This is a genomic window from Commensalibacter sp. ESL0382 (assembly GCF_009725775.1).
Taxonomy (GTDB): domain Bacteria; phylum Pseudomonadota; class Alphaproteobacteria; order Acetobacterales; family Acetobacteraceae; genus Commensalibacter; species Commensalibacter melissae.
Genome location: NZ_WNII01000009.1, coordinates 92694 through 108828, shown reverse-complemented (window position 1 = coordinate 108828; position 16135 = coordinate 92694). Strand labels below are relative to the sequence as shown.

13 protein-coding genes are annotated in these 16135 nt (G+C 35.8%); 8 read left to right on the top strand and 5 right to left on the bottom strand.

Features of this window, described 5'->3' with window-relative positions:
- Positions 1-203: 203 nt before the first annotated feature.
- A complete protein-coding gene (gene ssb, locus GM552_RS03375) occupies positions 204-722 on the bottom strand; it encodes a single-stranded DNA-binding protein (RefSeq protein ID WP_155565275.1) in 519 nt (172 codons plus the stop codon).
- Between the two features lie 141 nt (positions 723-863).
- On the opposite strand from ssb, the gene uvrA reads away from it, so the two are divergent.
- Positions 864-3728 carry an excinuclease ABC subunit UvrA gene (gene uvrA / locus GM552_RS03370; RefSeq protein ID WP_155565274.1) on the top strand — a complete coding sequence of 955 codons (2865 nt, stop codon included), beginning with the start codon at positions 864-866 and terminating at the stop codon, positions 3726-3728.
- A 46-nt stretch (positions 3729-3774) separates the two neighbouring features.
- Positions 3775-4713 (top strand): GlxA family transcriptional regulator, encoded by a 939-nt coding sequence (locus GM552_RS03365; RefSeq protein WP_155565273.1) that lies wholly within the window; start codon positions 3775-3777, stop codon positions 4711-4713.
- A gap of 2 nt (positions 4714-4715) precedes the next feature.
- On the opposite strand, the gene GM552_RS03360 is transcribed toward GM552_RS03365, so the two are convergent.
- Together GM552_RS03360 and GM552_RS03355 are read right to left on the bottom strand one after the other, a co-directional pair.
- A complete protein-coding gene (locus GM552_RS03360; RefSeq protein ID WP_155565272.1) occupies positions 4716-5978 on the bottom strand; it encodes a hypothetical protein in 1263 nt (420 codons plus the stop codon).
- A gap of 26 nt (positions 5979-6004) precedes the next feature.
- The gene (locus tag GM552_RS03355; RefSeq protein WP_196424487.1) at positions 6005-6559 is read right to left on the bottom strand and encodes a cysteine hydrolase family protein; all 555 of its coding nucleotides are present in this window, start codon (positions 6557-6559) and stop codon (positions 6005-6007) included.
- Positions 6560-6814: 255 nt separating this feature from the next.
- Between GM552_RS03355 and GM552_RS03350 the strand changes: the two genes are divergently transcribed.
- The 5 genes from GM552_RS03350 to GM552_RS03330 all read left to right on the top strand — a co-directional run bounded on the left by GM552_RS03350 (position 6815) and on the right by GM552_RS03330 (position 13124).
- Positions 6815-8323, top strand: coding sequence for an aminotransferase class V-fold PLP-dependent enzyme (locus tag GM552_RS03350; RefSeq protein ID WP_155565270.1), 1509 nt, complete (start codon positions 6815-6817; stop codon positions 8321-8323).
- A gap of 39 nt (positions 8324-8362) precedes the next feature.
- The gene (locus tag GM552_RS03345) at positions 8363-9880 is read left to right on the top strand and encodes a hypothetical protein (protein WP_155565269.1); all 1518 of its coding nucleotides are present in this window, start codon (positions 8363-8365) and stop codon (positions 9878-9880) included.
- 291 nt (positions 9881-10171) lie between these two features.
- Positions 10172-10510, top strand: coding sequence for a P-II family nitrogen regulator (locus GM552_RS03340; protein WP_110439010.1), 339 nt, complete (start codon positions 10172-10174; stop codon positions 10508-10510).
- A gap of 202 nt (positions 10511-10712) precedes the next feature.
- The gene (glnA, locus tag GM552_RS03335; RefSeq protein WP_370533592.1) at positions 10713-12101 is read left to right on the top strand and encodes a type I glutamate--ammonia ligase; all 1389 of its coding nucleotides are present in this window, start codon (positions 10713-10715) and stop codon (positions 12099-12101) included.
- A 357-nt stretch (positions 12102-12458) separates the two neighbouring features.
- Complete coding sequence (locus tag GM552_RS03330) at positions 12459-13124, top strand: transaldolase family protein (RefSeq protein WP_122123392.1); 666 nt, start codon at positions 12459-12461, stop codon at positions 13122-13124.
- A 77-nt stretch (positions 13125-13201) separates the two neighbouring features.
- Here the strand turns inward: GM552_RS03330 and GM552_RS03325 are convergent, their stop codons facing one another.
- A complete protein-coding gene (locus GM552_RS03325; protein WP_196424486.1) occupies positions 13202-14839 on the bottom strand; it encodes a chloride channel protein in 1638 nt (545 codons plus the stop codon).
- A gap of 315 nt (positions 14840-15154) precedes the next feature.
- On the opposite strand from GM552_RS03325, the gene GM552_RS03320 reads away from it, so the two are divergent.
- Positions 15155-15532 (top strand): hypothetical protein, encoded by a 378-nt coding sequence (locus tag GM552_RS03320; RefSeq protein WP_155565265.1) that lies wholly within the window; start codon positions 15155-15157, stop codon positions 15530-15532.
- Here the strand turns inward: GM552_RS03320 and ruvX are convergent.
- Entirely contained in the window at positions 15518-15985 is a 468-nt protein-coding gene (gene ruvX, locus GM552_RS03315; RefSeq protein WP_155565264.1) for a Holliday junction resolvase RuvX, read from the bottom strand. The genes GM552_RS03320 and ruvX overlap by 15 nt on opposite strands.
- Positions 15986-16135: the final 150 nt, after the last annotated feature.

The following is a 16135-nucleotide window of genomic DNA, read 5'->3' as shown; positions in this document are numbered from 1 at the left end:
TGATCAAAAGCTTGCTAAAAACAAAAATACAAAAGGATTTACTATTTAGATCTAATATTATCACGTCACGATAATAAGATCGTATCTTTTTTTATAACATTCTGTTTATATTTAGTTAGAGTGCGGATCACTAAAAATATACAAGTTATTATCAAACCAATGACATCAATAATATTCCAGTGATCAAAACTTCATCGATAGACTTAGAAGGGAATTTCATCATCCAAATCATTATTACCAGGCATGGAAGCATCCCAACTGGAATTGGATCTATTACCAGATGACGCATTACTGGCTGGACGGGCCGCAGCAGGTGGTGGTGTAAATGAAGATTCCGAACCATAATTATCCATTGAATCTCCACCACTTCGCGCGCTATCCAATAAAACCAGTTCTCCTCTAAATCGGTCAACAACCACATCTGTGCTATACCGTTCAACACCTTGCTGATCAGTCCATTTCCGGGTTCTCAATATACCCTCAATAAAAACCTTGCGACCCTTACGTAAATATTTTTCTGCAACATCAGCAAGACGCTCATTAAAAATTACCACTCTATGCCATTCTGTCAGATCCTTACGTTCACCAGTCTGACGATCGTTCCATGTATCACTTGTGGCAATTGCGAGAGTAACTATCTTAGCACCTGTTTGCGCACTTCTAACTTCAGGGTCTCGTCCAAGATTTCCAACCAAAATCACCTTATTAACACTTCCTGCCATTTTATCCTCATTTCTTTATAGTAAAAAATGCTATATCTTTACTTTTTTTCCATCTTTAAAAGAATTATATTCTTTCTATACCATCCTGTAATTTTTTTAAAACAGTAATCACAAGATACAAAACCATATAACAATCATATCATGAAAAATAAATCACCGACTGCGCTTACCCATATTAAAGTGCGTGGAGCAAAAGTCCACAATTTACATAATATTGATGTTGATATTCCCAGAAACAAGATGACGGTTATCACGGGCCTTTCCGGATCGGGAAAATCCTCTTTAGCTTTTGACACTATATATGCGGAAGGACAAAGACGTTATGTTGAAAGCCTTTCAGCCTATGCACGCCAGTTTTTGGAATTAATGGGGAAACCCGATGTTGAATCCATTGAGGGGCTGTCTCCCGCGATATCAATCGAACAAAAAACAACATCCCGCAATCCACGTTCAACAGTTGGCACCATTACTGAAATTCATGATTATATGCGCCTGTTATGGGCACGCGCAGGAACCCCTTTTTCACCGATTACGGGATTACCAATTGAAGCACAAACCGTCAGCCAGATGGTTGATCGAGTGATGGAATTGTCCGAAGGCACCCGATTGATGTTGTTATCCCCCATTGTACGAAGTCGTAAAGGGGAATACAGAAAAGAGCTTGCGGAACTTCAACGCAAGGGTTTTACACGGGTTAAAATTGACGGGAAACTATATGACATTTCAGAAGCGCCGGAATTGAATCGTAAACTTAAACATACGATCGAGGTAGTTGTTGATCGCATTATCGTTAAACAGGATATAGAAAATCGATTGGCAGATAGTTTTGAAATAGCCTTATCCCTTTCCGATGGTCTTGCACAAGTGGAGGAGATCTTACGTAAAGATGAAAAAAGAAAATCAATTCATTTAAGCTTTTCATCACGTTATTCTTGTCCTGAAAGCGGATTTACTCTTGAAGAAATTGAACCAAGACTTTTTTCCTTCAATGCACCCCAAGGTGCATGTCCAGTATGTGACGGTATCGGGACTGAAAGCTTTTTCGACCCAGACCTGATCATTCCCAATCCTGCACTTTCACTGGAACAAGGGGCTATTTCAGCATGGAAAAATACTTCACTGCCCTATTATCAACAAACTTTGGCAAGTCTAGCCGAACATTTTCATTTTAAAATCAACACGCCATGGGAAAAAATTCCTGGAAAAATTCAACATGCCATTCTATATGGTACAGATGAAAAAATTCCGATTCGCTATCATGATGAAAAAAAATCCTATACTGTAACTCAACCTTTTGAAGGGGTGATCAAAAATCTTGATAAACGCTATCATTCAACTGACAGTCATATCATTAGGGAAGATCTCAATCGCTTTCGGGCGGATTATCCTTGTCACGCTTGTCATGGCGCCCGACTTAAACCCGAAGCTTTATGTGTCAAAATAAACAATAAAAACATTGCAGAAATTGCAGATTATCCCATCCATCAAGCATTAAAATGGTTTTCCAGTGTTGAAGAAACTCTATCCCCTCAAAAAGCAGAAATTGCCCATCGAATTCTGCGAGAAATTATTGATCGCTTGAAATTTCTCAATGATGTCGGTCTTGATTATCTTACATTATCCAGAGGTTCAGCCACACTATCTGGAGGTGAAAGCCAGCGCATTCGTCTGGCCAGTCAAATTGGATCTGGACTGACAGGGGTTTTATACGTTCTGGATGAACCGTCAATCGGATTACATCAGCGGGATAATGAACGGTTGCTCGGCACTCTTGATCGTTTAAAAAACCTTGGAAACACCTTGATCGTTGTTGAGCATGACGAAGACACGATCAAGGCTTCTGACTATCTTATTGATATGGGACCCGGGGCTGGCATCATGGGGGGACATGTCGTTGCCATGGGTACACCCAAGGAAGTGGAAAAAAATCCGGACAGCCTTACCGGCGATTATCTGAGTGGCCGAAAATTCATTGCCATTCCCAAAAAAAGAAGGAAAATGAATAAAAAACAAATATTAACACTGTGTAACGCAACAGGTAACAATTTAAAAAATGTTACTGTTGATTTTCCCCTTGGAACCTTTATCGCCGTAACAGGTGTTTCGGGGGGTGGAAAATCCACCCTGATCATTGATACGCTTTATAAAGCCCTTTCCAGACAATTGATGGGTTCGAATGCTGTACCCTCTCCATATAAATCCATCAAGAATATTCCACTACTTGATAAAATCATTGACATAGACCAATCCCCCATTGGACGCACCCCCCGTTCCAACCCGGCAACCTATACAGATTTATTCACACCAATTAGAGAATGGTTTGCAGAGCTTCCGGAAAGTCGTGCACGAGGTTACAAGCCAGGACGCTTTTCCTTTAATGTAAAGGGCGGACGATGTGAAGCCTGTCAAGGAGATGGGGTCATAAAAATTGAAATGCATTTTCTTCCAGATATGTTCGTTACCTGTGATACCTGTAAAGGAGCAAGATACAATCGGGAAACGTTGGAAATCAAATTCAAGAGCCACTCCATTGCCGATATCCTAAATCTTTCAGTAGATGAAGCCATACCATTATTTTCATCCGCTCCCAGAATTTACGATCGTCTAAACATACTAAAACAGGTTGGACTTGGCTACATTCATCTTGGACAACAGGCCACCACCCTTTCAGGAGGAGAGGCACAGCGTATCAAACTTTCCAAGGAACTGGCAAGACGGGCAACGGGAAGAACCCTATACATTCTTGATGAACCCACAACAGGACTACATACGGAAGATGTACGTAAATTACTGGAGGTTTTACATACACTGGTTGATCAGGGAAATACCATTATTGTTATCGAACATAATTTGGAGGTTATCAAAACCGCTGATTGGGTTATTGATCTCGGACCTGAAGGTGGAAGTGGCGGTGGTGAAATCGTGGCAACAGGAACACCAGAACAAATTGCCAAGTCACCAAATAGTTATACAGGCGTTTTTTTAAAACCACTTTTAAATCAATAATTTATTTTGTAGGGTAATTGATACCCTACAAATTTGGTTTTAATCCATGATGACGAATCAATTTAACTTAAAAATTGTAATTATTTCCTATTCAGATCATCAACAGACAGCTATCAACGGTTTGATTGATTTATTTAATCTGGCAGAATATGCGTGTAACTCATTTAAAAAAATTCAGGTCAAGGTAATTTCCAACGATCACGATTTTACAAATTTTCTAGCCAAACAAGACGTGATCATTATTCCTCCCTGTATGAGCGGAATCCATACACCGGATAATATTGGCGAAATAATTAATTTTATTAGACATCATCATTCTCAACAATCCATAATTGCGGCAATCTGTGTTGGAACATTTATTCTAGCTGAAACGGGATTGTTGAATGGAAAGGAAGCCACAACCCATTGGTTATATGCTGATACCCTTAAAAAAAAATTTCCAAAAATCATTGTAAATAAAAGCAAACTTCTGGTTGATAACGAAACTCTTATCACTAGTGGTGGAATCATGTCCTGGGTCGATATTGGATTATATATTGTAGAAAAATTTTTTGGCCATCATATAATGCTAAAAACGACTCAATTCATGAATGTTGATCCACCAAGAGATCTTCAAAATCAATATATGTCTTTTTTTCCAAAACTGGATCATAATGATACAGCTATCCTTAAGGCGCAATATTGGCTCATGAATGCAGATATTCATGATATAAACGTCAAAAATCTTGTTATTCAATCGGGGCTTGAAGAACGAACTTTCTTAAGACGTTTTAAAAAAGCCACCAAACTGCTTCCAAAAAATTACATACAGAATTTTTGCATTGAATATGCCAAAGGCCTTCTTGAAACAACCGATATGCCTATTGAACAAATTTCATGGAATCTTGGTTATGCTAATTCAAGTTCGTTCAGAAAAAATTTTATTAGGATCACCTGTCTCACCCCAAGAGATTATCGAAACAAATATAAAATCCGTTCAAGATAGATTTAATCCTGAGCTTTCATCAACTTCACTCTCTGATCAATTATTTTAATGTATTTATTGATATTTTGAATAAATAACTGAATGGATTTTTTATCCAGTAACAATTGCGATGTTAAAACACTTGTTATCAAACTTCCCTTATGAAATGACATATGATACGTAAATAACAATGCACCAGATGTGCGATTGGCAACGGACCGATAGGCAAGAACATTTATATCATTTTCAAACTTTAAGGTATCTGTTCTACCACTATTGGTGAATCCCAATCCTTCGCACAATCTTACAGCCTTTTGAAAAGACAGCTTTTGTTTTTTTGCATCCGCAAGAATCTGGCTGGTTGTTTCCAGTTCCTTGGATAAGTGTTTCTTAATATAACTTATTTCCCTTTCAAATCTCCTGACTGAATCATCAATATCCCAGATTTTTACATTGATATTCACAACATCCAATAAACAACCCAATTGATTCATCAAATCGTTATTTTTACGGTAGGTTACTGCACTATAAGTATTAATGTTATTAATATTTAAAAGTTTCATTACAGCAATTGAATAAATGACAGTCAAAAGGGAATTAAGTCTACAATCCAATTTCTTCGCATAATATTCCATGGATGATAAGAGCGATGGGTTAATGATCCATGTATCAACAGCGGTCCATTTTAGAGGCAAGGGATTATCAAAGATTTTCAAAGCCTGTGAAAAATCATTGTCAGGTTTATGAACTTGACGGATATCGCAATCGGCCACCTCTTTTGCATTGAAATATTTCCATACAGGAAAATGCTCATAATATTTTTCTTCTTCGTCAATAGAAATTGAATCTATTAAATCTTTAAGAATTTTTTTTGCTGAATAGGTATCCATGATTGCATGATGTTGAGTAAGGATAATTATGCAACCTTTATTCTGGACAGGATAGATAATTTTCAGTTTTGATAAAACTTGATTATAATCAAGAATGTTATTAACTTCTTTTTCAAGAATCAAATCAAAATCTTTAATTCTGTCCTCGTATCTATAAACTTCAAAATTAGAAACGGGATGAGAATTTTTCTGCAAACACCATTTTTTATTCTGAATGACCAGTTTTTGTTGCAGTAATGGATTTTTATTTATGTAATTTTCCAAAGCAATTTTAAATTGTTTTGATGAAATTTTATAATCCAGATAGAGCAAAGTTACTGCTTGAGATGTTCCCATAAAAACAGCATGATTATTAGCCATCACTGTTTCAATCGTATTTAGATAACGGTCAAACATAATAATATATCGTAATTCATTTTCATTTAAGATAGATGTGCCAAAAATTCATCTTTGGGCATTATTTTGGCACCAGCAAAAGATAATATCCATAACATTGCAGCATGAACCTTTGGCGCAGGCACTTCAACATCGTTAAAGGTTATTTCTTTTGACGCAATACAATCAGGGATCAATGTCACCTGATATCCATAATCTAAGGCTGTCCTGACTGTCGCATCAACGCACATTTGGGACATGGCACCTATAACGATAAGATTTTTATAATTATGTCTATCAAGAACGGACTTCAATTCCGTTCCCTTGAAAGCGTTAGGATAATTTTTTGTAATACATATTTCATTATCCAATGGTTTTACATCCTTATTAATTTTCACCCCTTCAGTATGCTGAACAAAAAAGGGTGCATCCTTCATGGGAAACTGATGTTGTATATGGATGACTGGAATATGATGTTGCCGTGCGGCAGCTAAAACTTCCATGCTGCTTTTACCAACAGAATTCATATTAAATAATGGAAATTTTCCATTTGGATAATAATCATTTTGTAAGTCTATAATGATAAGAACTGTATTTTTCATCAACGTAAATTCCATGCAATAACAGGCTTTATTAAAATACAGTCCAATTAGGTAAATTAATAATAAGTAAAATTGACAAATATCAATGTATTTCAGACAAAATATAAATAATTTATTAATAATCCTGTTAAGTAATTTCTAAACAATTTTTCTTTTTTTGACTGTTATTTGTCTTTTTAATTTATGTAATACTTATTTTATTATGGATAATATACAACCTAAAAATTGAATTATAAATATTAAGAAAGTATTTCAATGAATAACTATAAGGTATCCAGTAATAAAATTATAAATAAAAATAACTCAATATTATATGATGCTTTTAACCCAAATAATATTTCATTTTTATTTGAAAAAATTCAACAAAAACTTTATAAATTGCTTCAAGATAAAACCAAGAAAGGAATTCATTGTATAACTCCGCATGAACTCCTCAATATTGCCCTTCATCTGACAGATCACAAATCCGGTGAGTCAATTATTGAACGACTGAACCAGATTGTTGATTTACACATCAATACTGCAATCAAAGTAAATTCTACAGGATATATGGCCAGACAATTTTCATCGGTCATTCCTGTTTCAGCCATTTATGATGTTGTAAATTCTCTTTGCCCCCAGCCAGCATCATTTTATGAATGCGGCCCCCTACCTAATGTAGCAGACAAAATAATTGCGGAAAAATTTGCTAAATTTTTGGGATGGGAAAATAGTAATTATGGCATGATTTCAACCTCTGGAGCAAGTTTGGCCAATTTAACCGCGGTAATAACCGCCCGCAATAACAAATACCCAAATATCTGGAAAAAAGGAAATGCTGGTCAAAAAAACCTTGTACCTACCATAGCTATAGGAACGGATGCACATTTTTCTGTCAGCCGGATTGCTGGCATTATTGGTCTTGGTCAAGACAATATCATTTTATTACCCCTGAACGCTCAAAGACAAATCTGTATAAAACAAGCAAGGCAAATTTTAAATAAAGCCCATAAAAACGGAAAAGATATTTTCTGTATTATCGCTGCTGCAGGTAGTACAAGCATTGGGGCTATTGATCCCTTAAAAGAATTGTCGGAACTCGCCATTAAATATAAAGCCTGGTTTCATGTTGATGCAGCACATAGCGGATCCTTTCTAGTTTCCGATCAATTAAGAAACCGAGTAGCAGGCTTAACATACGCTGACTCTTTTTGTCTTGACGCTCATAAAACATTATTTGTTCCTGCGGCTTGTACATTATTATTTTATAAAAATGGTGATAAAACAAAGCTTACATTTCCGATTCAAGCCAGTTATGTTACAGAGGAATTTGAAGATGAAATAACAAAATTCGAAAGTGGAACTAAAAATTTCGAATGTACCAAACGGCCTTCCATTTTAAATTTATGGGTTGTTTGGTCTTTATACGGTCAACAATTTTTTGCAACCAAATTAAACCTTCTAGTCAAAACCACCTTTCAAGCATACAAATATCTACAAACTCTAGATGATTTTGAAACCTTGCACAAACCTGAATCCAACATTCTTTGCTTCAGATATTTACCAAATGAAAAAAAACTATCGAAAGAAAAACTGAATTATTTACAATTAAAAATAAGAGATAAAATCCGTGATGAAGGACGCTATTTCATTTCAAAAGTGGATCTAGATCATATCACCGCCCTCCGTATCGTTATCATGAATCATGAAATCTCAATGGATGATATCGCTGATCTGACCAAACATATTGAAACCGCAGCAAATTCCATTCTTAAAACCTTTTAAATTCATTCCATTCCCATATTTACCCAAGGAGTCCCTATCTTGCATATCCATCCAAACAAGGAATTACTGAAAACTGTTTTTCCTGATTTTTTGTTTAATCCACAATCAATCCAAAATATTGCTCAATTTCCAACGTTTTTATCAACCATTCGCTATTTTGAACGGTTAACGGAAACTTATTTTGATGCAATTCCATTTGAAATACAGAACGAATTTATCCTTAAAAGATTAAAACAGCTGATCGAGATATGTCGAATCAACCCTATTTGGAAAGAACGTATTAATCAAGCGATTGGCAAGGAAAAATTAAACGATTTTGAAACTTTCTCCGCCATTCCGCTTACTGATAAAGAAATTTATACAGATTTATTTTCTGGCAAACGTCTAGGTATGATTGTCCCAATCGAAAATGGTAATTTTCAAATTGCCAACAGTGGAGGTACCGCCTCAGGAAGATCTTCTGAAATCGTATTTTCAAAAAAAGAATTAAGGGATACTTACAGATGGGCAGGAAATTTTATCGGAAAACATATTATTTCACGTTATATGGAAGAACAACAGGCCAAATGGATTGGCACCACTCTCTCTGACAGTCAATTATGGAGCAGCGGAACCATGGTTGGTGGAGTTTTACAAGAAATTCCAAATGTTAATTATCTTGGTATCGGACCCATGTCCGCTAAAATTTATCAACGTATTATGCAAAATCCGGGACAAAAAAGTTTCATGGGCATTGTCCGCGACATCGCCATGCTCGTTCCTTATGCAAGTGAATTAAATGATCAACAAAAGGGTAGTTTGAGAATAGCTCTATATGGCAGTGGATGTCTTCCAGAAAAAATTAAATCTGATCTAAAAGATATCTATCAGAATTTAATCATATTGAGTTTTTTTGCTGCCACACAAGCCGAAACTATAGGTTTACAACTCAATCCGGAAAGTTCAATCCTAACAGCTGTTCCCGGTTTACATCTGATAGAAATTGTCGATAAAAACGGAAAATGGGTTCAAGAAAACGAAGAAGGAGATCTTGTCGTCACAAGATTATTTGCAAATGAAGCCCCTGTCTTGCGTTATAAATTGGGGGATCGCGTCATAAGGCGTCCAAATTATACCAGTCGATTTCTCAATTCGATACAGTTTGAATATGTAGGCCGCAGTGACGATTTTATCTCTTTGATAAATCATCAATTTTATGTTCCACATTTCCTGACATTATTATCTAAGAAACTGGAGATTGATTCCATTTTTAGCTTCAACAAAATTGCTGAGGAATTTCAATTCCAAATAAACCAAAATACTGAAACCTTAAATTTAATAATTGCGGTTTCAAATCTTTATGAAATGAAAAATCAATATGATAAACATAAAGACAAAATTTGCGATATAATGATACGATCATTGATTGAATCTGATAAAAAAAACACTCTATCACATTCCCTTTTTGAAAAATTGAAACATAAATGCCAATTCAATATTCATTTTGTTGAAAAAGAATCTTCCATGATATATCGAACAGATGTGGGAAAAACGCCTTTAATTTATAAAAAACAATAATTTGCAATTTATGAATTAAAATTTTTTATGATAAAAATTTAGGCAAAAAAATTACATAACCCCTACAAATCATTGTCTATTTTATAGCAATTTTAAATAAATAATATAAAAAATAGGCATAATGTTTAAATAATAGACATTTTTTATTAAATTGTTCTATTCATTGTTAAAAATTCTCTATATCTTTACACTGGACAGAACTTTCCAAACATTCTTTAATATTGTTATCGTAAACAGTAACAGTATTATCGCTATATAATTTTTATTTGATGAATATAGAGAAACAAGATGATAAAAAAAATCGAAGCCATTATTAAGCCTTTTAAACTCGATGAGGTTAAAGAAGCGCTTCAAGAGATTGGCCTTCAAGGAATTACGGTAACAGAAGTAAAAGGGTTCGGCCGCCAAAAAGGCCATACCGAACTTTATCGTGGTGCTGAATATGTCGTTGATTTTTTGCCCAAGGTTAAAATCGAATTTGTCTGTAGTGCGGATATCGTCGAACGTGCAATTGACATCATCCTCAATACAGCAAGAACTGGCCGAATCGGTGATGGAAAGATTTTTGTTATTCCTGTGGAAAATGCCATTCGCATTCGTACAGGTGAAAGTGGGGTTGAAGCTTTATAATCAATTTTATCTTTTTCATTTTGACAAAATGAAGTATCCCTTTGAGAGTTATAACCATATGGGACGAAAAATATTATCTTTATGGATGACACTGTTACGTTTTTGAATGCATAAATTTCTATCATATAATAAGGACTAATAGTACATGGCCGACCAATTGATTTCTTCTTCAGTTTCCAAAGAAGAGGCTATTGCCAAAATTATGGATCTGCTTCAGGAAAATTCTGTAGAATTTGTTGATTTCCGTTTTACGGATCCACGGGGAAAATGGCATCATACCACACAATATGTATCAACCATAGAGCCTGATATTTTTGAGGATGGCATTATGTTTGACGGTTCTTCCATCGCCGGATGGAAGGCGATTAATGAAAGTGACATGATTTTAATGCCTGATCCATTTACAGCAGTTATGGATCCATTTACGGCGAAACCCCAGCTTATTCTTATTTGTGATATCATTGATCCTGCAACGGGAACCGCTTACAATCGTGATCCTCGTTCCACTGCGAAACTGGCTGAACAATACCTAAAATCAACAGGAATTGGCGATACGGCTTATTTTGGGCCAGAAGCAGAATTCTTCATTTTCGATAATGTCAAATTCGGTGTCGGTTCCAATTATGGTATCTATCAACTCGATAGTATAGAAGGCCCTGATGCAAACCTAAAAGATTATCCCGAAGGAAACATGGGACATCGTCCTCGGGTGAAGGGAGGCTACTTTCCTGTTCCACCTGTTGATACGGAAAATGACTTGCGTGCAGAAATGCTTAGCACGATGGGTGAGATGGGATTGCCTATCGAAAAACATCATCATGAGGTTGCCCAGTCTCAACACGAATTGGGAGTGGCTTTTGCCACCCTAGTACGTTCCGCTGATTTTATGCAGATCTATAAATACTGCGTTCATAATGTTGCAAATTCATATGGCAAAACTGCAACATTCATGCCAAAACCAATTTATGGTGATAATGGCACTGGTATGCATGTCCATCAATCTATCTGGAAAAACAACACTCCAAATTTTGCAGGAAATGGCTATGCCGACCTTTCAGATCAAGCCCTGTATTATATTGGTGGAATTATTAAACATGCAAAAGCGTTAAACGCTTTTACAAATCCATCCACCAATTCATACAAAAGATTGATTCCAGGATTTGAGGCTCCTGTCTTGTTAGCCTATTCGGCTCGCAACCGTTCCGCCTCCTGTCGCATTCCATATGTGACCAGTCCTAAAGCAAAACGTGTTGAAATCCGTTTCCCCGATCCAACAGCAAACCCGTATCTCGCATTTGCGGCAATGCTAATGGCTGGAATTGACGGCATCAAAAACAAAATTCATCCTGGTGATGCAATGGACAAGGATCTTTACGATCTACCTCCTGAAGAACTTAAAGAAATTCCAACCGTATGTGGCTCTTTACGTGAAGCATTGGAAGCTCTTGCAGCTGATCATGATTTCCTATTGGCGGGAAATGTATTTACTCAGGACCAGATTGACAGTTATTGCAAAATCAAATGGGAAGAAGTATATCGCTTCGAACACACGCCTCACCCTGTCGAATTTGATATGTATTACTCAGTCTAAAATTTAAATAAATATCCTTGCTGATCTTTAATCAGTCATTCCTACAGCAAGGATATAAAAAAAACGAACTATTAAATTTTTAAATGTCAATTAAAAAATTATTATTTTAAAAATTTAAATAAAATCACAATTTAAAAATAATAACTGATTCTATCAATTTTTGTAATTTTATTACCAATTAGAGCCCTAAAACTGTTCAATTATAAATTGAATCAAATAAATATCACAAAAAATTGATTTTTTTATTAAAAAACTTAACAAAAATCATTTTTTACACTAGCATTATTAATGTTCACATATTATTTATCATATAATGAATTTAAATCATTTAAATAATTCTAAAAAGGTGTATAAAATATGAAATTTTTACTTGATACAGCTGATGTAGAAGACATTAAAAGAATTTGTGCGATGGTACCTGTTGATGGTGTTACAACCAATCCCGGTATTGTTGCAGCAAGTGGCAAGTCCGTTTTCGATTTGTTACCAGCCATCCGTGATGCAATGGGTGGAAAGGGAATGTTGCTTGCTCAAGTTATCTCTCCAACTGTAGAAGGTATGATCAAAGACGCTCATACACTGACCTCTCGTGTAGAAAACCTTATTGTTAAGGTTCCTGTAACCCCTAACGGTCTGGTTGCCATCAAAGAATTAACCAAGGAAGGCATCCCAACCCTGGGAACTTCAATCTATGGTGCCGCTCAAGGATTTATGGCGGCTTTGGCAGGTGCCAAATATCTTTCCCCTTATGTCAGCAGAATTGATGCACAAGGTGGAAATGGCCCCGAAACCGTTAAAGAATTGCAAAACTTGATTTCCCAACACAAACCAGATGTTGAAATCGTTAATGCAAGCTTCAAAAGCCCCCGTCAGGCATTAGAATGCATGATGATCGGATCTGCTGGTATTACCCTGCCACCAAGCATTTTTGATCTTTTCATTGCTGATCCAGCAGTTCTTGCCGCTGTAACTGAATTTGGCAACCAATGGTTCAAGGCTTTTAACCGTCACACACTTGACTAGTACAAATAACTTTCTATTTCATTGATCTGGCACAATTTTCATTTATAAGGCACTTTATTGAGTGCCTTATATCATTATTATAGCTCTCTATATAATTTCATTCCTGTCAGATCTTTTATTTGTCTTTCAAGAATTTCATTATATCGATTCAGAACATCATCCTCATTTACAATACCCATTATTTCATAATTGTCGGTTCCACGCACAACAATTAGCCATGGGCATTCATGTATGTCATCAAAACCATCCATCATTTCTTTGATATTCATACCCGGGGTCAAAACCCGATTTTTTCTGATTGCAAGTTCCCCGATTTGTTCTTGATAATGAACTAAATTCTCAAATATATCTTTTAATTCGACCAATCCTGCATATTCATTCTCCTCATTCTTTAATATTAATAACTCTTTATGATGAAATTGCAGCGAATGTATAACCTGATTAAGAGGTAAATTATAATCAAGCGTAAAATCAACAGGTTTCATCAATGTCTGTGCGGTCGTTCTCGTCAATCCACTGATATCCAAAGCTGAGCGAATTTTTTTTCCACTTAAATGGAAACGCCAGGTTGCAAAGGAATATCCAAATATTTTTCTCACTGTAACGATAGCCACAATAACAGCTAAAATAATCACACTTGTCATAGAATAACTTTGCGTCATATCAAGAGATAAAAACATCATGCTTAAGGGACCGCCAATAATACTCGCCGACATGACCGCCATCCCTATTGCCGCATATACAAGAGGGGAAAATGTATGAATCCCTAGATATAATACAATATTGCCATAGACAATTCCCGCTGTTCCACCAAGCATCATTGAAGCAAAAAACAATCCTCCCCTAAATCCCACTCCCAGGGAAACGGATGAGGCGATTGCCTTTAAAAACAAAATAAAAACTGCCAATTTAAAGGCAATACCATGATCCAAGACAACCCAGAGAAAACCATGACCAGATCCCAATACAGCAGGGGTCAGGATACCCATCCCTCCCACCATCAGGGCTCCAGCAACCAGTCCATAAATTTTCGGAATTCTCAACTGATTTATATAAATTTCAATACGTGTCGCACCATACATGACCATAATGGCAATGATTGCGCAAATCAGTGAAAAAATACATACAATTCCATAATCAATATAATGGATAGAATCCGGAACAATATGAAAAACGGGTCCTGCACCACCCAAACAATGAATCATTATATATCCAGACATTGCAGCAATCATGATATAGGGGAAATTTATAAAATTATATGAGGCTAAAACAATTTCAAATCCATAAAAAGCCCCTCCTAAAATCGAGTTGAAGGCTGCACCGATGGCTCCTGCCGCTCCACAGCCAACAAGTATTCTCAATTTATTCTGTCTAATTTTAAAGAAGCGTCCGATTTTGGATGCTGCTGCGGCACTAACCTGTGTATAGGCAGATTCCAATCCCAAGGAAATACCGAACCCATTGGACAAAAGGGTCTGCAGCGTTAAATAAAAACTGTCTTTGACAGAAAGCTTACCACCGTATAATGCATTTGCTTCAATTATATCTGCAATTTTTGCACTGAAAAATTGACCCATATAATAACGGACAAGGAATAAACCTATCGCTCCGATCAGGGGAATACATATACAATACCATGGATTAACGTAACTTAATCCCGACAAATGACCATTTCCATCCAAATGAAATAAGAATTTGTGGAGAGTAAGGGACATAATATTTAATAGCTGAACTGAAATTGCCCCAATGAGTCCACTGCAAAACGCAAGAATAAAAAAATATACATTTTGCTTGAATATTAATCGCTTAACTTGTTTTAAATATGGGTTATTTGCGTTAATCATCATTATTTGTCATTTAAAGGAAAATTTTTTATTATACGAATATATTATAATGAACGAACAGTTGATTTTTATTTATAACTATTTTCATCTTGATCATTCATGCCTAGTATAATTATAGATATACATCTTGTATTGATGATTGATCCATTTTTTAATCGGCCATATTTCATGAAGAATTAATTTCATATGACACAAACGCCAAAACGATATGTTAAATATTTCATTTTTTTCATCTGCTTTCCTTTTTTATTTGCATGTGCATCCAAAAAACAGCAATCAATTCTCGAGCATGTCCAAAATGAATATAAAAACATAGTTAACTTGAATGAGCGTTATATGCACAATTTTTATGGTAAAGCCGATCCAGCCTCATTTGAACGGCTCAAACGGTATCGTTATGAGGCTTATCAATCTATAATAAACCTTCGATCAAGATATGACAAAACAAAGCCCCTACCCCAAGCCGAAATTCAAGAATCAAAAAAAAGGCTTGATATCTATCGATCATATCTCAATGCATTGGGCGCCACTTCTGCAACAAAAGATAATTTACTTGGGTTTTAAAGTATCAAGAGCGGCTTGTAATATATAACTCGCAGCCATTTTATCTACAATTTCATCCCTTTTTTTCCTGCTTAAATCCGCTTCATCAATCAAAAAGCGGTTAACTGCGCTGGAAGACAACCGTTCATCCCACAGACAGGCCGGAAGACCACTCATATTAGAAACAGCCATAATCCAATCTTTAGCTGCTTGTGCTGCAGGCCCAAAGTCACCATCCAGCGACAAAGGTAATCCGCAAACAAGACCCCCAACTTCTTCTTTTATAGATAATTCTTTCAAGTACTGAGCAAAAACTGATAGTTTCCCTCTTTTTACAACAGAAAAAGGGGAAGCAAGCATCAGGGTTATATCGGATAAGGCTAACCCAATTTGTTTTTTACCAGGATCTATTCCCAATAAACGATAATGTCTGGGTAAACCGGCCACTAAATCAGATAAACTGTTATAAAGCATGTAATCAATATGTTAGAGAAATATAAGGGTGAATTGAAAAGATAAATCTACAGAGTTTCATCTATCTTTTCCAATGTAAATTACATTTTATTATAAAATATTCCTTTTTATGGTCAAATAAACTGTAATTACTCCTCATTCATGAAAGCA